The 18,547-nt window shown below is 64.7% G+C and carries 12 protein-coding genes and 1 tRNA gene; 9 read left to right on the plus strand and 4 right to left on the minus strand.

The window, feature by feature from the left end; genetic code table 11:
• Positions 1-201: 201 nt before the first annotated feature.
• A complete protein-coding gene (locus V2L18_RS22985; RefSeq protein ID WP_336180688.1) occupies positions 202-453 on the minus strand; it encodes a DUF6455 family protein in 252 nt (83 codons plus the stop codon).
• Between the two features lie 302 nt (positions 454-755).
• Here V2L18_RS22985 and V2L18_RS22990 point away from each other — a divergent pair, with 302 nt between their 5' ends.
• From V2L18_RS22990 to mdoH, 6 genes are all read left to right on the plus strand, one after another.
• Positions 756-3,125, plus strand: coding sequence for a flagellar hook-length control protein FliK (locus V2L18_RS22990; RefSeq protein WP_336180689.1), 2,370 nt, complete (start codon positions 756-758; stop codon positions 3,123-3,125).
• Positions 3,122-3,445, plus strand: coding sequence for an EscU/YscU/HrcU family type III secretion system export apparatus switch protein (locus tag V2L18_RS22995; protein ID WP_336180690.1), 324 nt, complete (start codon positions 3,122-3,124; stop codon positions 3,443-3,445). Before V2L18_RS22990 ends, V2L18_RS22995 begins: the two co-directional genes overlap by 4 nt.
• Before the next feature lie 166 nt (positions 3,446-3,611).
• Complete coding sequence (gene gatB / locus V2L18_RS23000; RefSeq protein ID WP_336180691.1) at positions 3,612-5,096, plus strand: Asp-tRNA(Asn)/Glu-tRNA(Gln) amidotransferase subunit GatB; 1,485 nt, start codon at positions 3,612-3,614, stop codon at positions 5,094-5,096.
• Between the two features lie 544 nt (positions 5,097-5,640).
• Positions 5,641-7,296, plus strand: a complete 1,656-nt coding sequence (locus V2L18_RS23005) for a glucan biosynthesis protein (RefSeq protein WP_336180692.1) — start codon at positions 5,641-5,643, stop codon at positions 7,294-7,296.
• 8 nt (positions 7,297-7,304) lie between these two features.
• Complete coding sequence (locus tag V2L18_RS23010; protein WP_336180693.1) at positions 7,305-7,664, plus strand: hypothetical protein; 360 nt, start codon at positions 7,305-7,307, stop codon at positions 7,662-7,664.
• Positions 7,665-7,743: 79 nt separating this feature from the next.
• Positions 7,744-9,585 (plus strand): glucans biosynthesis glucosyltransferase MdoH, encoded by a 1,842-nt coding sequence (gene mdoH / locus V2L18_RS23015; RefSeq protein ID WP_336180694.1) that lies wholly within the window; start codon positions 7,744-7,746, stop codon positions 9,583-9,585.
• 158 nt (positions 9,586-9,743) lie between these two features.
• Here the strand turns inward: mdoH and V2L18_RS23020 are convergent, their stop codons facing one another.
• Positions 9,744-10,172 carry a DUF2147 domain-containing protein gene (locus tag V2L18_RS23020; protein WP_336180695.1) on the minus strand — a complete coding sequence of 143 codons (429 nt, stop codon included), beginning with the start codon at positions 10,170-10,172 and terminating at the stop codon, positions 9,744-9,746.
• A gap of 592 nt (positions 10,173-10,764) precedes the next feature.
• On the opposite strand from V2L18_RS23020, the gene V2L18_RS23025 reads away from it, so the two are divergent.
• On the plus strand, positions 10,765-11,034 hold the full coding sequence (locus tag V2L18_RS23025) for a hypothetical protein (protein ID WP_336180696.1): 270 nt from the start codon (positions 10,765-10,767) through the stop codon (positions 11,032-11,034).
• Between the two features lie 239 nt (positions 11,035-11,273).
• Positions 11,274-11,363: transfer RNA gene (locus V2L18_RS23030), tRNA-Ser, on the plus strand.
• 551 nt (positions 11,364-11,914) lie between these two features.
• Here V2L18_RS23030 and V2L18_RS23035 read toward each other — a convergent pair.
• Together V2L18_RS23035 and V2L18_RS23040 are read right to left on the minus strand one after the other, a co-directional pair.
• On the minus strand, positions 11,915-14,344 hold the full coding sequence (locus V2L18_RS23035) for an autotransporter domain-containing protein (RefSeq protein ID WP_336180697.1): 2,430 nt from the start codon (positions 14,342-14,344) through the stop codon (positions 11,915-11,917).
• Between the two features lie 1,207 nt (positions 14,345-15,551).
• A complete protein-coding gene (locus tag V2L18_RS23040; RefSeq protein WP_336180698.1) occupies positions 15,552-16,250 on the minus strand; it encodes a response regulator transcription factor in 699 nt (232 codons plus the stop codon).
• Between V2L18_RS23040 and V2L18_RS23045 the strand changes: the two genes are divergently transcribed.
• Entirely contained in the window at positions 16,251-18,470 is a 2,220-nt protein-coding gene (locus V2L18_RS23045; protein ID WP_336180699.1) for an ATP-binding protein, read from the plus strand.
• Positions 18,471-18,547: the final 77 nt, after the last annotated feature.

Consider the following 18,547-nt stretch of genomic DNA (forward strand, 5'->3'; position numbering starts at 1 on the left):
GGGGCGGGGGTGCGGGCATCGGGGAGATTTCACGCGCCCGCCGGTCTCTCCGCTTGTCATCCCCGCGCAGGCGGGGATGACAAGCGGAGAGATTGCAAAAGAGCAGCGTAAGGACGACAGAGCGCATTCTGAGCGACGCCACCGCCTTCGCGGATATGTCCCCGAGCCGACGGTGCTGCGGGCCTCGCCGGAAACCCCGGCTCACGACGCCTTGCGCACCGCCTCGAACCGGCTGGAGTTCGGGCAGAAGGCGGGGGGCTCGCAATGTTCGTGGCCCTCGCCCAGCCAGGCGCGGCATTCCTCGCCGTGCTTGCAGAACAGGCAGCGCACGATCGCCCCGCGCAGGAAGGCGTCGCCGCTCGGACCGCTCACCGTTGTGACGTCGGTATCCGTCTGCCGCATCATCTCGCCCATCATGTGCATGTGATCGCCGGCGTGTTTCAGAATTCCCATGGATTTCCCCTCCATATGCGCAAACCGGCGGCGCGGACCGGTTGCATCGGCCGCAGCGTGACGTAACCGGAGGTCGAAAGCCTTGATCAAGGTCAATTCGGGTGCGCGTGCGCAGAAAGCAGAAGCCGCGCGTCGGCGGGAAAGACGATTGCGGATACCCCGAATTAACCGGCAGGCCTATTCTTGTTGGAGTGGAGAGTTTTCGCTGAAGGAGCAGGCCGCTGCCCCCGGTTTCGACCATCGCCTTGCCCGCGCCGGCATCGACCGGCCAGAGCCTGCCCGCGCCGGCCGCGGGCGAGGTCATGAGCGCGCGCGTAGTCGCGCAAGGGGCCGATGGCACGGCGCGGCTGTCTCTGGCCAAGGGACAGCAGATCGAGGTGCGCCTGCCGATCCGGATCCCGCCGGGCACCGCGATTGCGCTGAAGGTGGAGGCTGGCGGTGCCGAGCCGCGCCTTGCGCTGATGGTCGACGATAGCGGCCAGCCACTGACCCCGCAGGCCGCGCGCGCCGCCATGCAGGTTCCTGTGCCCACAGGTGCCGGCCAGACAGGCGGGGTGCCGCAACCCGCGGTCCAGACAAGCCTTCCGCCTCCAGTTCTGACGCCGGGCAGCGTGCTGACGGCGCAGGTTGCGGCAACGGCTGCCGACGGCACGACGCGGCTTGCGGTCGGGCGGATGGAGATTTCAGCGCAACTGCCGACGCCGCTGCCCGAGGGCACGCGCACGGTCGCGGTGAAGGTGGAGACGGGAGGCGCGACCCCGCGGCTTGCAATCGTCGTCGACGAACAGGGCCGACCGGCCGCGCCCGATGCGGTTCGTGCGCAGATGGCCGGGAACCCGGCTGGGACGGCGCAGGCGGGAGCGGGGCAGGCTGGAGCGGGTCAGGCCGGAGCAGGCCAGCTGCGCACGGGGCCGAGCTTTCCCGCGCAGATCGGCACGCCCGCACCGGCAGCGGCAGGCGCATCGGCGACCAGCGGGGCGCCGCCGTCGCTCAATGTTTCTCCCGGCGATCTCGTCAGCGCGCGGGTCATTGCCCAGTCGGTCGATGGCACGACGCGGCTTTCGATCGGGCGCACGCAGGTGGAGGTCCGGCTTCCGGCGGGGCTGGAGGCGGGCTCGACGATCACGGTGAAGGCGGAAGCGGGGGGCGCGGCGCCGCGTCTTTCCCTGCTGGTGGATCCGCAGTCGCGGCCGCTTTCCGGCGATATCGCGCATCAGGTCAATGCCGCGCGAGCGGAGCCGGGCGTTGCCGCGAGTATCGTTTCGGGTCCGCGAGCTCTGCCTGCGACGGGCACGGTGGCGGCCGCGCGCGTGCTGCAGCCGGCGGCCGATGGCGCCGCGCAACTCGCCATCGGCAAGACGGTGGTGAAGGTGCCGCTCGCGACACCGCCGGAGCCGGGCGCGACAGTGCTGGTTCGGATCGCCGGCAGTTCCGGACAGCCGGAGATTTCGCTTCTGTCGAACCGGCAGGGCCAGCCGTTGACGGGCGGGGCGGCAACCGCACTCGCCTCGGCACGCGCCACGCCAGCCGCCGACGCGACCGTTCTGCGGTCCGCGCCGCATGGGGGCGGGCGCAGCGATGTCGCGCCGGAGGTGTTGCGCAAGGCCATCGACGATGCCCGCCCGCTGGCGGCGGCCCGGCAGGATTCGCTTGCGCCGCTGTTTGCCAACGCGGCGGCGCTTGTCGGCAAGAACAGTCCGCTGCCGCCGGTGGTGCAGCAGGTGGTGCGCGATCTTCTGGGCTTCCGGCTGCCGGCCGATGGGCTGAGCGGCGAACAGTTGCGCGCGGCCGCCGGCCGGTCGGGGCTTTTCAAGGAAGCAGCGGGAGCGCAAGCAGGTGTTGCCGTGCGACCTGAGACCACGGCCGGCAAGGCGCGTCCCGCCCACGGAACCGGCGGTTCCGACGCGCTTCAGGCGCTTGTTTCGGCCAGCGGGCAGGCAACGGCCGCCGCCGGGCAAGCCGGTGCGCCACCGGCCGATCTCAAGGGCACGCTTTTCCTGCTGCGCGCTGTTCTTTCCGGTTTTCTCGGCGAGGAGGCGAGCCTGCCGCAAGCCCCGCGTGCGGGCACGCCGCCGCCGCCGCCGCGCGCAGGCGCCCAGCCGCAGGGCCAGCAACCGGCGCAGGCGAACCTCGATGAGGGTGCCACACCGAAACAGGCGGCGCGCGCGCTATTGTCGGACACGGAGGCTGCGCTCTCGCGTATCCGCCTGTCGCAATTCGCCTCGCATGGGGGCAGCTCCACGTCCGGTTCTGATGCGGCGACGCTCGCCCGGGGCGCACCGGCGGCGCACTGGACGTTCGAGATCCCGCTCATGGTGGGGACCGGCACGGCGATGGCGCAGTTTCAGATCTCGCGCGACGAGGAGGGCGCAGGGTCCCGCGACCAGCCGGAGGCAGCCGGCTGGCGCCTGCATTTCGCGATCGATCTTCAGGAAACGGGGCCGGTGGAAAGTCTCGTCGCGCTGGGGGCAGGGGGGACGTCCGTCACCGTCTGGGCGGAGCGGCCGGAGGTGGCCACCGCGCTCAGGGGCAATGCGGACGAGCTTGCCGGCGTTCTCGAGCTTGCGGGCATCGATGTCGCGAGCGTGCGCATCCGGCAGGGGCGACCGAAGCAGGGGAGCGTCGGCCTCGGCAAGCTCGTTTCCGGCCAGTTTCTGGACAGGCAGACATGAGCGGACAGAAGAAGGCGCAAGAGAGGGGCAAGGGCGATCCCAAGCGGGTCGCGGTGGCGCTGCATTACGATCACATCGGCGCGCCGCGGGTGACGGCGAAGGGACAGGGCTATGTCGCCGACGCAATTCTTAAGCTTGCCGAGGAGAGCGGCGTGCCGGTGGAGGAGGACGCAATCCTCGCCCAGGCGCTGTCGCAGGTGGAGCTCAACGACGAGATCCCGGAGGAGCTCTACAGGGCAGTTGCCGTGATCATCGGGTTCATCCTGCGCCGCGGCGGCATCGACCCGGCGAAGCTTGGCGATCGCGCTGCGGACAGTTAAGCCGCTGACGCGTGCTCTCCTAGCCTGCGAGTTCGGCATGCGTGACTTCAAGAACCTCTTGCGGCGCGGCGAAAGAGGCACTAGGCAACAGCAAGGCACGTGCGCGCGAAAGATCACCCCGCCGCGCCGGCCTTCAGCCTTGCCGCGAACAGGATCCTTTGCAGCCATGACGATCGTCGATACCCGCACCCCAGACCCGAAAAAGTTCATCAAGGGCGCCACGGGCGACTGGGAAATCGTCATCGGCATGGAGGTGCACGCGCAGGTCACCTCCAAGTCGAAGCTTTTCTCCGGTGCGTCCACCGAATTCGGCCACGAGCCCAATTCCAACGTCTCGCTGGTCGATGCGGCCATGCCCGGCATGCTGCCCGTGATCAACGAGGAATGCGTCAAACAGGCCATCCGCACCGGCCTCGGCCTCAAGGCCCAGATCAACAACAAGTCGGTATTCGACCGGAAGAACTACTTCTATCCGGACCTGCCGCAGGGCTATCAGATCTCGCAGTTCAAGCAGCCGATCGTCGGAGAGGGCAAGATCCTGCTCGACATGTCGGAGGACGAGCAGGTCGAGATCGGCGTGGAGCGCCTGCATCTGGAACAGGATGCGGGCAAGTCGCTGCACGACCAGCATCCTTCCATGTCCTTCGTCGATCTGAACCGCTCCGGCGTGGCGCTGATGGAGATCGTGTCGAAGCCGGACCTGCGCTGCTCCGACGAGGCGAAGGCGTATCTCACCAAGCTTCGCACCATCCTGCGCTATCTCGGCACCTGCGACGGCAACATGGAGCAGGGCTCCATGCGCGCGGACATCAACGTCTCGGTGCGCAAGCCGGGCGGCGAGTTTGGCACGCGCTGCGAGATCAAGAACGTCAACTCCATCCGCTTCGCCGGCCAGGCGATCGAGTACGAGGCGCGCCGCCAGATCGGCATTCTGGAGGACGGCGGTTCGATCGATCAGGAAACCCGGCTGTTCGACCCGAACAAGGGCGAGACGCGGTCCATGCGCTCCAAGGAAGAGGCGCACGACTACCGCTACTTCCCCGATCCCGACCTGCTGCCGCTGGAATTCGACGATGCCTATGTCGAGGCGCTGAAGGTCGGCCTGCCGGAGCTGCCCGACGACAAGAAGGCCCGCTTCATGGCGGATTACGGCCTGTCGGCCTATGACGCCGACATTCTCGTGCAGGAGAAGGCGTCCGCCGACTTCTTCGAGGACGTGGCAAAGGGGCGCGATGCCAAGCTTTCCGCCAACTGGGTGACCAACGAGCTCTTCGCCCGGCTGAACAAGGAAGGCCTCGACGTGACCACGAGCCCGGTTTCGGCCGACCAGCTCGGCGGCATCATCGACCTCATCAAGGCCGGCGACATTTCCGGCAAGATCGCCAAGGACCTGTTCGAGATCGTCTGGTCGGAAGGCGGCGATCCGAAGCGAATCGTCGAAGAGCGCGGCATGAAGCAGGTCACCGACCTCGGCGCGATCGAGAAGATCGTGGACGAGATCGTCGCGGCCAACCCGGACAAGGCGGAGCAGGCCAAGGAAAAGCCCGGCCTTCTCGGCTGGTTCGTGGGGCAGGTGATGAAGGCCTCCCAGGGCAAGGCCAACCCGCAGGCCGTCAACGATCTGCTGCGCAAGAAGATCGGCATCGACTGAGCGACTGCGGGCGGGATCGCGCGGGGCGCGTGAGGCCGGTGGATGCTTTGCGCGCGCCGGCGCCTGTCTTCTGGGTGCGGACGGCCGATGCGGCCTTTCGCCATTCTCATAGCCCTCGCCGCGCGGGCGGGCGCGCATGGTTGGTTGCTTGCGCCATGGCCTCGGCAGGCCGGCTCATGCGACCGCAAGGCGCTCGTGTGCAAGTGGTCGGGCGGGGGCGACCTTGTGTCACGTGATTTTTGCGCTGCGGTAGTCTTGGACCGGCATCGGATTACCTGATTTTTGCCTTGCCTTTGCCGCGATCGTTTCCGATTTTCTCCGCTCCCATGGTGATATAGAGTGATCAAGAGCGGTTGCAGTCCGCATGCCAGAGACGCATGGAACCAATCTGGAAATATTGCGTTTGCACAGCGGACCGATCCCTCGGTCTTCACGTATAATAATCGAAATCGGGGAAGGTAGGCGACCGACGGGGCCGCGCCAGAAGAGCGTGGAGAGGCCCCTTGCGAGCGCCGCAACCGCGCCCGGCGGTCAGGTCCAGAAAGTGCCAGATAAAACCACATCGACGATCGATCGACGCCATTATCTGAAAATCAGTGCTAGCTTTATCGCCGCCCTGATCGGCAGCGCGTCCCTGCCTGCCTTCGCACAGGATGCCGCTCAGCCGGCGGGCGACGCGAAGCCGGAGGACGCCAAGCCCGCAGGGGCTAAGCCTGCCGAGGGCGACGCACAGGGCACCCCGTTCAACTGGGACTGGCTTGTCGCCCGGATGAAGGCGCGCGCCGGTGCGGCTTACGAGGATGACCAGGGCAGCCTGCCGGAGCAGGTCGCCAAGCTCGACTACGACAGCCATCGCCGCATCCGCTTCCGGCCCGACCATGCGCGCTGGAAGGGGACGGAGCGCAATTTCGAGCTTCAGGCCTTCTATCCCGGCTGGCTGTTCGACAAGCCCGTCCACCTCTTTGAGGTGGTGGAGGGCCAGCTGCGGCCGATGGACTTCCAGGCGGACGATTTCGAATACCGCGAGCCGCTGGATGCGCAGGCGTTCGAGAAGATCGAGCTGCCCGGCGTGGCCGGTTTCCGGCTGCATTATCCGCTCAACCGGTCCGACTATCGCGACGAGCTGATCTCGTTTCTGGGCTCCAGCTATTTCCGCGCGCTCGGGCGCGGCAACATCTACGGCATTTCGGCGCGCGGACTGGCGGTCGACACCGCGTCGGGCAGCGCGGAGGAGTTTCCCCGCTTCACCCGCTTCTACATCGAGCGCCCGGAGAAGGGCGCGCGGGAGATCAAGCTCTATGCCGAGCTTGAGAGCGAGCGCGTGGCCGGCGCCTATGCCTTTTCGATCACGCCCGGCGTGGAGACGGTTGTGGACGTGCAGGCCGCCATCTTCCTGCGCGCAGCCGTCTCCCGGCTCGGGCTCGCGCCGCTCAGCTCCATGTACCTTTTCGGCGAGAACGATCACACCGGCTTCGACGACTTCCGCCCCGAAGTCCACGACAGCGACGGGCTCGTCATCCTGCGCGCCAGCGGCGAGCGCATCTGGCGCCCGCTCACCAATCCCGGCCAGCTGCAGCTCTCGATTTTCGCCGAGGACAATCCCGGCGGCTTCGGGCTGTTGCAGCGCGACCGGGCGCCCGACCATTACCTCGATACCGAGGCGCGCTACGAGCGGCGGCCCTCGGTCTGGATCGAGCCTGTGGGCGAATGGGGCAAGGGCTCCGTCTTCCTGGCGGAAATCCCCTCCAAGGAGGAGATTCACGACAACATCGTTGCCTTCTGGATGCCGGAGAACGGGCTCGAGGCCGGATCCGAGCACTGGCTGCACTACCGCATGCTGTGGGCGATGGAAGTGGAGGGGGACGTTCCGCTCGCGCGCGTGATCCGCACCCGCACGGGGCAGGGGGGCACGGCCTCTTCCGAGCCCGATCCCGATCTGCGCAAGTTTCTCGTGGATTTCGCGGGCGATCCGCTCGTCGGTCTGGGCGAGGACGCGGCCATCGATGTGCAGCTCAATGTCGGAAACGGCAAAATAACGCACAAAATATTGAACAAATTGCCCGGTAGCGACGTTTGGCGTTTGATCGCGGATGTCAGGCGCAAGGACGGGAGCAAGCCCGTGGAGCTCAGCGCCGCCCTTTTGCGCGATCAGGAGCGCCTAACCGAAACCTGGACGTATCAGTGGGGTCAGACAGTATGAGAGTTGAAGTGTCTCAGTGCGACATCAGCCTCAACCAGGTGATGAAGACGCCGGAGAGCGCGTCATGCGAGAGCCTGCGCCTGTTGCTGCGCCGGCCGGATCTGGATGACGCGACCCTGCGCGAGGCGGTCGCCGAGGCGGTGGAGAATTCGCCGCGGCTCAGCGCGCTCGGCGACAGCGGCAGCCTGGTGGAGCGGGTGTTGAGCGGCGAGGTTCCCGACGAGGTGCGCCGCGCCGTCGTCGCCTCCCTGTGCCTGCCCGCGCCGCGCGCGCCGCTTGCCATGCCGCTCCAGGTGCTGGAGCGCGAAGACGCCCGGGCGCCGTTTCTTGCGCGGCTCTTCGGCCGCAGCCGCGCCCGACAGGGCTAAGCGGTCCCGCAAGGGTTGAACGCGCCCACAGGGCTTTTGCGAAAGCGTCACGGAGTGTCATTCCATGGAGCCCGGTTCGATGCAGTCCGGTTCAGTGCCGCCCGGTAGCGACCGGACGGATCCCAAGCAGCCGGGACCCAGCAAGTCCGGCAGGCTGGAGACGCTGTTCGTCGGCGTGCGCCGGGCCGGCGCGATCATCCTGACCCTCGGGCTTACGGTGGCAGCGGCCGCCATGTTCGGTTCGATCGCCGTTGCCGACGGCTTCGACTGGGTGGACGTGGTGCGCATCACGCTCGTCGCTTTGTGCGCGCTGTGGCTTTCCTGGGGCGCGTGCACGGCAGTGCTCGGGCTCATTTTCGGCGCCGAGAAGGTTCCCTCCTTCGACGGTGCGCCGAGCGGACGCACGGCCATCGTCATTCCGGTCTACAACGAGGCGGCGGACGCGGTTTTTGCCCGCATGGACGCCATGTACCGGGCGCTCGACGATCTGGGGGTTCTGGCGACCTTCGACTTCCACATCCTGTCCGATTCCACCAGGGAAGAAGCCGTTGCCGACGAAAAGCGGCTCCACCGGCGCGCCGTGGCGGCCCTTGGCGCCGGCGGCCGGCTGTTCTACCGCCACCGCTCGCCCAACATCGGCCGCAAGGCCGGCAATATCGGGGAATTCATCCGCTCCAGCGGCGGCGGCTACGATTACATGCTGGTGCTGGATGCCGACAGCCTGATGCGGGCGGACACCATCGTGGAGATGGTGCGCCGCATGGAGGCGGCCCCCGATCTCGGCCTGCTGCAGACCGTGCCGCTGATCATCGGCCGCAAGACGCTGTTCGGCCGGATGATCCAGTTTTCCGCAAGCTTCTATTCGCCGCTCTTCTCGCGCGGCGTTGCAGCGCTGCAGGGGCGCGAGGGACCGTTCTGGGGCCATAATGCGCTGATCCGCATGCGGGCCTTTGCCGAGAGCTGCGGCTTGCCCGCGCTTGCCGGCAAGCCGCCGTTTGGCGGCGACATCCTCTCCCACGACACGGTAGAAGCGGCCATGCTGGCGCGCGCAGGCTGGCGGGTGCGGCTCGACGCCGATCTCGGCGGCTCCTACGAGGAGGCGCCGGCCAATCTCATCGAATACGCCAAGCGCGACCGCCGCTGGTGCCAGGGCAACCTGCAGCATTCGCGCGTGCTGCGCGCGCCGAGGCTGAAGTTCTGGAGCCGGCTCAGCATCATCCAGGGCATTTTCGGCTACGTCGCCTCGCCGATCTGGCTTCTGTTCCTCGTCGCCAGCGTCGCCGCGCCGCTGTTTGCGCCGCCGCCGGTCTATTTCATGTCGGATTCTCTGTTTCCCCGTTTCCCGCACCCGGAGACGGAAAAGGGACTGGCGCTGCTGTTCGGCGTGGTCGCGCTTCTGATCCTGCCCAAGGCGCTGCTGCTGCTGCGTGCGGTGGCGACGGGCGACGACGGTCCCTATGGCGGCAGCGCGCGGGCCTCGCTTTCGGCCCTGCTGGAACTGCTGCTCGCCTCGCTGCTGGCGCCCATCCACATGATGTTCCAGAGCCGTTCGGTCTATCAGGTGATGACGGGGGCCGATTTCGGCTGGCCGTCGAGCGACCGCGAGGACGGCTCGCTGGACATGCTTACCGCCTGGAAGGCGAGCTGGTGGATGACCGTCTTCGGCGCCGGCACGTTGGCGTTTGCCTACTATTTCGCGCCGAGCCTCGTCGTCTGGCTGTGGCCGGTGACGCTGCCGCTGGTGTTCGCGCCGCCCATCATCTGGTGGACGGCCTCGCCCAGGGCGGGCCTGCGGGCGCGCAATCGCGGCATCTTCCTGACGCCGCAGGAATGGAACGAGGTGCCGGTAATCTCGGCTGCCGCCCGCGCGCTCGACTTCTACAAGGCCGAACAGACGGAACCGACGCTGGAGGCGGCCTGATCGCGGCGGCCTTCCCAGCGCTGTCGCGCGCAGGGTGAGGCCGCTCGCGCGTAAAACGTCTCGCCCCCTCGCTTTGCGACCGGATCGGTGCGACCCGGTCGCGATGTGGCGCGCACGCGGTTTAACGGCCTTGCTTCAAAAGGCGAGGGGGCTCGCTCCTATTTCACCCGGCGCCAGGTTTCGCCCTTGCAGATCAGCCCGCCCAGCACGCAGCCGGAGAGCTTGAGTTTCGTCGGCGTCACCAGTTCCATCTTGCCGGTATAGGTCTTGCCGTCCTCGGCATTGTAGACCTTGCCGCGCCATTGGTTCTCGCCGGACGGCGTCATGCCGTAGACGGTGAGAACGCCGAGAAGCGGCCGGTCGCGCTTCGAGGCGTCGGGGTTCTTCTCGTCCTTCTTGTCCTTGTCGCGCAGCCACACCAGCTTGCCGCACAACGCCTGGCCGCAGGGGGCGATGCGGATCTGCGAGCTGCCGGAGGGCCGGGCCCACGTGCCTTCCGCATCGGCCGCGGCTGCGGCTCCCATCGTCAATACGCCCGCCAGCGCGATGCCGGCGCCAAGATGCAGGGCTCTCGTCAGTCTTCCCATGGTCTTCTCCTCCACTCGATCTTGTTGTCTTGTCTCGCGGTGCGCCTCCGCGTTCCCGCCCGCTGGCTCGCAGCCCCTGGCATCGGCGCGTTGCGGCTGTCCTGTCCGTTCCCTCCTCCCGATGGGCAACGAAGGCAGTCGCGGCATGCAAAAAGCGCCTTTGAAGGAAAGCCTATCGCCTTTCCATGCAAGCGCAAGACGTGCCGTAGCGGCATGTGTGCGACAATATTCGGATCTTCTTGCGTCCGGTCCCCGCGTTGCCCGGCAACCTGCCTGCGGCATGGAGGGCGCGTTGTCCCCGGCGTGGCCGTGGTTCGGTTCCAGCGGGCAAGCTGTCGCCATGGTTATTGAAAGGTGATCGTTAACCGTCCGTATTCGCGCCGGACATGTTGATTTTGAAGGCGAAATCAAACGAAATTGGTTAGCGGAGCGTTTCGTTTACAGTTCGTTTTTGATTTGTATTCTTTGCGTTAACCGCGAAAATTTACGCTCGCTTGAAGCCGTTGGATGAGAATTGGCCCTGTCAGAACACGGAACGCGACGAAGACGATCCGGATGACAGGGAACGGTTTGGAGCAGAGGGTGAAAGACAATGGCTCGATTTGAGGTTCTGAGCGAAGACATGGCTGCGATGGGATCGCAGCAGATGAACGCCGAGATGCTGTTTGAGCTGGGCATGAGCTACGCCTCGGGGCGGGACGTGCCGGAAGATCTGGTTGCCGCGCACAAGTGGTTCAACCTGGCGGCGATGAGGGGCTACCGCGAGGCGGCGCACTACCGCCGGGAGATTTCGGAAGTGATGAGCACTTCCGACATCGCCGAGGCCCAGCGCGCCGCGCGCGAATGGCTTGGGATGCACTGAGCGGCGAACCGGCATGATCGGCCGTGACGATCGGGCCGGCATGATCGGGGCGCTCTTGCGTCCGTCGCGCCCATGCCTTCGCGAAGAGCGTTCGTGCGCGGAGGCGGAACGCTTTGGCGGGCGCCTCGGCCGCGCTATGCGCTTCGGTGCGGCACAAAGGCCAGCGCGATGTGGAGAAGGGGGAGGGGACCGAGAAATCCCTTGAATTGAGGTCTCTTTGCCGATACCAACGCGGGACCGGAGAGGTGGCCGAGTGGTCGAAGGCGCTCCCCTGCTAAGGGAGTATACCAGCGATGGTATCGAGGGTTCGAATCCCTTCCTCTCCGCCATTATTTCGCTCACCACAGTCTCGTTTTGCTCGGCGTCTCCGCGGGGCGCCCTTATGGGCGGTCGGCCGTCGCGCTCTCGGCCTTGGGTTCCAACTTCGTCCTCTGCTCTCCGCCACGAAGCCTCATAAAAATATTTTTCAATTTCTTGTCGGCGTTCAGCCTAAAGCCATGCCTATCGTTAAATCCTGGCTTGAGAGACGCTGGGGATATGCTCGGCGATGTCTGGATCGGCGTTTTAGCGTGGTGCGTCGATCGGTTTGGCGGCATCTGCCGCCTCTGAGAATATTTCATTCGATGTGAACCGATCGTCCGGCCCGGGGCATGTGGGGCGTAACGCGAAGCCGTCCGTCTTATCGAGACCTCCTTCGGGAAGAGAGACCGCGTGGCGGGAAGAGCGACCGCGTGGCGGGAAAGTGAGGCGCAGCTTGGCAACGGAGGTGCACTCAGTGTCGCCGTTCCGTTCCCGGGGGAAGAATGTTTCTTCGCAAGGCAAAAAAGCCCCGCCGGATGGCCGTCCGGCGGGGCTTTCGCGTTTTGCGATGTCAGCAGGATCAGAAGGCGTGGCTGAACTTGAAGCTGATCGGCTGGTTGCGGACGCCGTCCGCATCGAAGCTGATCGAGTAGTCGAGCGCGATCCGCGTCGCCTCATCAAGCGTCAGCAGATCGAGGCCGATGCCCACAGTGCCGTAGTCCTTGCGCTCGTCGTCGGTGCTGAGCGAGTAGACCGTCGGCGAGGCGAGATAGGTGAGCGTCATGTCGCTGGCATCGGCGAATTCGTGGCCGTACTCCAGCTTCAGCCGTGGGGCGAACGATCCTTCGCTCGTCACGAACGTTCTGGCGATCGACATGCCGAAGGCGCCGGTGAGCGAGTCGACCGTCTGGTCGCCATAGTGGAGGTTGAAGGCCCCCGCGCCGCGCTCGGTGTAGTCCTCGAGCCAGGAGCGGGACGCCTGCAACCGGGCGTAGGGGGCGAGGTCGAAACTGCCGAGCTGGCCGTCATAGGTCGCGGTGAGGGAGGCGAAGGCCTGCTGGCCGTCGCGGTCGCCGGTCGCATAGTCGCCGGTGGTGGTGACATAGCGGGTGTTGTCGAAGGAGAGCACACCATAGCCGACGAGGCCGTCGATATAGACGTCGGGAAGGGCGTTCCAGCTCGCATAGCCGGTCAGGCTGGCGCCCTCTGCATCCGTCTTGGTGCCGTTGTCGGTGACCGTGGTGTGGGCCTTGTTGATGCCGACCGCGAAGCCGGCGACGAGCGACTTGGAGACCGCGTAGTCGAAACCTGCCGAAAGCGCCAGCGAGACATGGGAATCCTCGCTGTCGTTGCCGCCAAGCGCACGCGAACCGAAGTCGACCGAGCCCGCCGTCCACACGGCCGCGCGGCCCTGGGTGAACTGATTGAAGGCATCGGCGAACCCCTGGTCGTCGGCCGCGTTGCCGTGGGTGGCGATGAAGCCGCCCGCACCCGGTGCCGCCTGTTCGCCCGGAGCCCGCGACGAGGCGGTCTCGCGCGTGTCGGTGTTGTAGGAGACGCCCGCGCCGAACCGGCTCCGGAGACCGCGGGAGCGATCGTGCAGCTGGCTCAGGTGATCGTTGACGTTCGACATCTGCTGCCGGGCGAAGCGGCGCGCCGTCTTGATCTGCGCCGTCACGAGCCCGGTCACTTCCGCATCCTTTGTCGGGTCCGGCAGGTCGGAGATGGCGAGGTCGACATTGACCGTCGCCTTCGAGCCGGTCGCGTCGGCGAGCGCGAAGGTGAGCGCATAGGTGCCGAAAACGGTGGACGTGCCGGCCAGCATCTTCGTGCCGGCATCATAGGTGACGCCATCGGGAAGATCGCCGCCGGTATGCGTGATCGTGTAGGGCCCCATGCCGCCCGAGACGCCGAGCTCCTGGCTGTAGGCGATTGCTATCATGCCTTCCGGCAGCGGATCGGGGGTCATCGTCAGCGTGGCCCCGGTCACTTCGACGGAATAGGCCTGGCTGCCGGTGGACCCGTAGGAATCGGTCGCCGTGACGGTGAAGTTATAGGTGCCGACATAGGTCAGCGTGCCCGAGAGCTTGCCGCCCGTCGAAAGGCTCAGGCCCGTCGGCAGGCTGCCGCTCGTCACGGCATAGGTGTAGGACGCCACGCCGCCGGATGCGGTGAAGGTCTGGGAATATTCATCGGCCGCGACGCCATCATCGAGCGTGGTCGGCGAAAGGGTGATCGTCGGCCGGCCGACGACCAGCGTGTAGGACTGCTCGCCGGTCGCGCCGTAGACGTCCGTCGCCTTCACCGTGAAGGGGAAGCTGCCGTCCTCCGTCGGGGTGCCGGACAGAACGCCGTTGGAAAACGACATGCCGTCGGGCAGGGAATATCCGGTTTCCAGCTCGTAGGTGTAGTCGGCCGTGCCCAGCGAGGCCGTGAAGGTGACGTTCGTGTAGGCGAAGCCGACCGTCGCGTCATCCAGGCTGGTGGGCGAAATCGCCAGCGTCGGCTTGTTCACCGTGATGGAAACGGTGGCGGAGCTTTCGGAGTCACCGGCGGCGGCGGTGGCGTAGTAGGTGATGCTGTCGGAGCCGGAATAGCCGGCCGTCGGTGTGTAGGTGATGCCGCTGGAAGAGGTCTTCGCGGTACCGTGGCTTGGGCCGCTCGTAATCGTGTAGCTCGTCGGAGTGGCACCCGACACGTCGAGGGTGAGATCTTGGTCCTCGGTATTCGGGTCGACCGTTGTCGACGAGTTGGAGAGGACGGGAACCGCCGGGTTGATCGTAATCTTGTATGTAGCCGTTGCGGTGGGGTTTCCGGACGTTTTCGTGTCGGTCGCGGTAACGGTGAAAGACGTCTCGTCCGTCACCGTCGTCGGTGTGCCGGAGACCTTGCCGGTGCTGCTATTCAGGCTCAAGCCGTCCGGAAGGGAACCTGAGGTCACCGCGTAGGAAAAACTTCCCGAGCCTTTACTCGCGCTATTGATGTAGTCCGAGTATTCGCTGTTGACCATGCCGTCGTCAAGCGTTCCGCCTTTGAACTTAATGGCGTCATTGACGTAGACGTAGATATAGGCCCTTAACTGCGCGGCCGAGCCTTCATACGTATTGTATGCAAAGTCCTGAACAAAATATGAATCAGCTTCGTCTGTCACTGTTCCTGTGACGTTTAGATAGCATTTTTCGCCACTGTAGGTGGCGGTTATGTAAAGGTCACTATATACATTGAGGTACCCAGAGCCAAGATACTCGGTACAGTTGTCAATTGAGAAGGTTATATCTAAATCCTGGCCGTAGAGTAAGTATAGAGTTTTTTCAAATCCAGTACTTGCAGCGAATGCTGGTGAGCCGAATACGACTGAAAGCAGGATGGCGAGCAACACGAGCTGCAGTTTGCGCAGGCAGCCTAACAAACCGCCATTTTTTCGCCGGAACCTGTCTTGTGGTTTGAAGCGTGAAGCAATTCTGCGGAGATTCATGGAACGCTGGTCCTTGAGGCGAACAGAAGCGGACGGCGCGGCGTGCGCCCGCTTTCGGATGGCGTGGTTGGCGACATCCAGTTTTCCGACATCCGGTGAAATCACGAAGGCATATCCGGGGAGGCAGAACTGGACGATTTGAACCGTTCTTGTTTGTCGTTCTACGCAATGGACGCAAAATTGCCAATAAGACGAAGAATAATCGACTGAATATTAGTTGGCGCTCATGTGAGTAAACTTACAATCCAGATTTTCTCTGGGTTCGTATTTTTGGTCTAATTGCTTATCTGTGGTATCGGCGGATGTAAGAAACTTACATTCTCGGTCTCAGGCCGTGAGCGGCGCGATGAAATCGTGTCAAAATATAGCAATGGCACCCCATGCAGGAGCATCGTGCGTTGCGCGGGAGCAACACTCCTGGTGGTCGTTGAGGCGGTGTTTGCCGGCTTTGACGCACTGCCAATGCGGTGGCCTTCGCGCTTGCAGCTCTTGTTTTCACAATCGAGCAGATCGCCGCAGGGCGCCATTAAGGCGCCATGTCCGGGGCTTGTTTCCCGTTCAGGAGATGCGGGCGGATATGAGTGAGAGCGAAAACCGAGGGAGACGCGGACCTGATGGCGAATGGATCTGGCAAGGCTCGATCTGGCGCGACCCTGTCCGATCGGGCCAATCGGGAAATGCCTATGTGCCGGCCTTCAAGCGATCCGGCGGCGTTCAGACGATGCCTGCGCCTGAGCGGGGCCTATGAATTCGCCTCATCGATGCGTGCCGTGAGGCTGAAGCCCACGTTGTGCGCGGTAATCAGCGGCAACTCCATGTCCGCCTTGCTGCGGACCTTCTGCCTGAGCCGGCTCAGCATCGTATCGAGCCGCCCGCGCCCGGACAGCCCCGGTTCGCCAAGCACAGCCTGCAGATCCTCGCGTGACACCGAGTTGCCTTCCGCGGTTTGCGACAGGGCTTCCATCAGCAGCGTTTCACGACCGGTGAGCTGAACAAGTTTGCCATTCGGCGCCCAAAGGCATTTGCGGACCGTATCGATCAGCCACGCGGAAGGTGCGCTCGCCCGTTCAGCGACGGTCGCGGCATGCTGTCTGTTGCCAAGCCGCGCGATCGCGGCCGCCAGTTCTTCCGGCTCGACCGGTTTCACCATGTAGATGTCGGCGCCGCACTCATACCCCTTCACCCGATCCTCGATCGACGAGCGAACCGAGGTGATGATCGTTGCGCAGAGTTGTTCTTTCGCCAGATAACGCGTAATCGAGAACCCGTCGTGATGCGGCAGGTTGATGTCGACCACGGCCACGTCGAACTTGTGCCCCGCCATCTTCTGGTAAAGCTCCACCGCATCACCCGCTTCCTGCACAGTGTGACCATTCACGGACAGATAGTCAGCCAGACTGCCGCGTAGCGCGACATTGTCTTCCACCAGGATAACGTTCACTTGTTAAAACCCTATGCGCATGGTGCAACAGCGGACCTTGGGGACATTGGCCGCTTGTGTCTGTTATTGCTTCGTCTTCTTCGATCGGGAATCAGGCCGGCTTTGGCCTCGGTTTGGTGTGTGTGGCTATTGTTAGCGGCGATACCGGTTCTGGCCAAGCCCGTCGATGCACGCGCCGTCAGTTCCCCGCCGATCGACCTGTCCGTTCTCGAGGACGGCAGGGACGGGGTCCCGCTGGTGGGGCACTTGTCGGTGCTGCGCGATCCAAAGGGAGAATTGTCGGCCGACGAGGTGGTTTCCGGCGCGAAGGCGCTCCGGTTCGAACCGGTGCGCGGAGAGCTGGCACTGGGATATCTCGGTGAGATCGTATGGGTGAAAGCGGTCCTGCGGCGCGGGGAAACGAGCGGACACGATCGGCTCCCCAGCGGGCTGACCTTGGCACTGCTGCCGACCTTTCTTGACAACATCACCATTTACGTTCCCAGGGTCGCCAATCCCGGTCGCGTCTCCGACTTCGAGGTGTTCCTCAGGGGCGATCATCATGTCGAGCGCAAGCCTGGGCTGGGAAACCTGTTTTTTTCGGTGCCGCTCGACCTGCCCGATGCGGCCGAGGTGCCGATTTACATCAAGATCGACAGTTCCAGCTCGATAGCGCTTCGGGGAAGCGTTCTCACGCGTGACGGGTTGCGGGACTATGCGATCAGCCAGGCCGGTTTCACCGTTGCGCTTCTCGTCCTGTCCCTTATGGCAATGCTCCTCAGCGCGGTGTTGTGGTTGCTGTCCAGGGCACGACCCTTCCTCACCTTTGGCCTGCTGATGTTCGCCAACGCCATGCTGATCCTGAGCGACAGCGGTTTTCTCATGCTGGGGGGCGGCGAGAGCGCGCACTACTGGACGGACACCATCCTCGGGTTGATCATCCAGTTCACGATACTGGCAGTGCTGCTCTTCGTTCATGACCAGGTTGGCGCCAGGCGTCCTTTCTCGCGGCTGGCGTGGTTCTTCAAAGGAGCGATCGGCTTCAATCTGGTCGCCCTGGCGGTCACGCTCGTCGATGGCGATTGGTATGTGGTCTTTGCAAAGCCGATCTACCTGTTTGCAACCATCTCGGTCATTGTCCTGTTCGCCCACAATATCGATACGTTCGTGCGGCTGCGCCGGCCCGGCAGTCTTCCAGCCGCGTTTGCCACGGGCTCGCTGCTGACACTCGGGCTTGTCGACATCATCGCGATCGTCGGCGGGCCGGATCTGTTCGGTCTGGGGGAGGCGGCCTATTGGGCCGCGACCGCACCGTTCACGTTGCTGATGTCGCTGTCGATGCTCATCCGCGCCCAGCATCTCGATGCGCGGCGCAAGGTGGCTTCGGGCCTGCGGGTCCTGCGCCGTTCGGAAAAGAGGGCACGCGCGCTCGTGGAGGAGCGAACGCGGGAGCTGAAGCTTGCCAAGGAAGCCGCCGAGGCCGCCCTTGCCGCCGAACGTCAGATGCAGTCGGAACAGCTTCGGTTCGTCGATATCCTTCGCCACCAGTACCAGACGCCGCTGGCGGTGATCCGTTCGAGCGCCGCGACGCTGATGAAGATGCTGGGCGCCGACGACGAGGCAAATCGCCAGAGAGTGCAGCGCATCCAGGTCGCGACTTCGGATCTTGTCGACGTCCTTCAGGTGTCGCTGGAGCGAAGCCGAATGGGCGACGGCCTCCCGATCGCGAACTTTCGCCCCGTCGATGTGCACGCGTTTCTTGCGGCCGTCGTGCGGCGCTTCGCGTCGGCGCATGCCGATCACGTGCTGGCAATAGACTTCGACGGCATCGATGCGGGGGACGAGGTGGTTTTCGATCCCGGACTGATCGCGATCGCGCTCACGAACCTTCTGGAAAATTCCGCGAAATTCTCACCCTCGGGGACGGAGATCCGTGTGTCTGCCGAACGTGAGCCGCGCGCGCTTCGCATATGCGTCGCCGATGAGGGGATGGGCGTTCCGGAAGCGGAAAAAGCGAAGGTCGTCCAGCGGTACTTCAGGGCCTCGAATGCAGGCAATGTTCGCGGGACGGGGCTCGGCCTTCATATCGTATCCCACGTGATGCAGGCTCACGAAGGATGCTTCCGGCTTGAAAACCGCCAGCCTCGCGGCACCGTTGCATGTCTGGAGTTGCGGCTTGCCCCGGGGGCGCCAGGCGACCTGCAACGGGCGGGCGCGTGCGCGAACGCAACGCGGAAATAACGAGGGATGCGGCCGCTTCCGTAATCGTCGTGGGCGGTGTCACGGGGCCGGATTTATCCGGCCCCGTTTATGCCGGT

Origin of the sequence: Breoghania sp. JC706 (assembly GCF_037026715.1) — a bacterium.
In the GTDB taxonomy this organism is placed as follows: domain Bacteria; phylum Pseudomonadota; class Alphaproteobacteria; order Rhizobiales; family Stappiaceae; genus Breoghania.

Coding starts and splice junctions, on each gene's coding strand:
- V2L18_RS23035 (WP_336180697.1), bottom strand. CDS start 14,344: ATGGTCAACAGCGAATACTCGGACTACATCAATAGCGCGAGTAAAGGC.
- gatB (WP_336180691.1), top strand. CDS start 3,612: ATGACGATCGTCGATACCCGCACCCCAGACCCGAAAAAGTTCATCAAG.
- V2L18_RS23020 (WP_336180695.1), bottom strand. CDS start 10,172: ATGGGAAGACTGACGAGAGCCCTGCATCTTGGCGCCGGCATCGCGCTG.
- V2L18_RS22990 (WP_336180689.1), top strand. CDS start 756: ATGAGCGCGCGCGTAGTCGCGCAAGGGGCCGATGGCACGGCGCGGCTG.
- mdoH (WP_336180694.1), top strand. CDS start 7,744: ATGCAGTCCGGTTCAGTGCCGCCCGGTAGCGACCGGACGGATCCCAAG.
- V2L18_RS22985 (WP_336180688.1), bottom strand. CDS start 453: ATGGGAATTCTGAAACACGCCGGCGATCACATGCACATGATGGGCGAG.
- V2L18_RS23025 (WP_336180696.1), top strand. CDS start 10,765: ATGGCTCGATTTGAGGTTCTGAGCGAAGACATGGCTGCGATGGGATCG.
- V2L18_RS22995 (WP_336180690.1), top strand. CDS start 3,122: ATGAGCGGACAGAAGAAGGCGCAAGAGAGGGGCAAGGGCGATCCCAAG.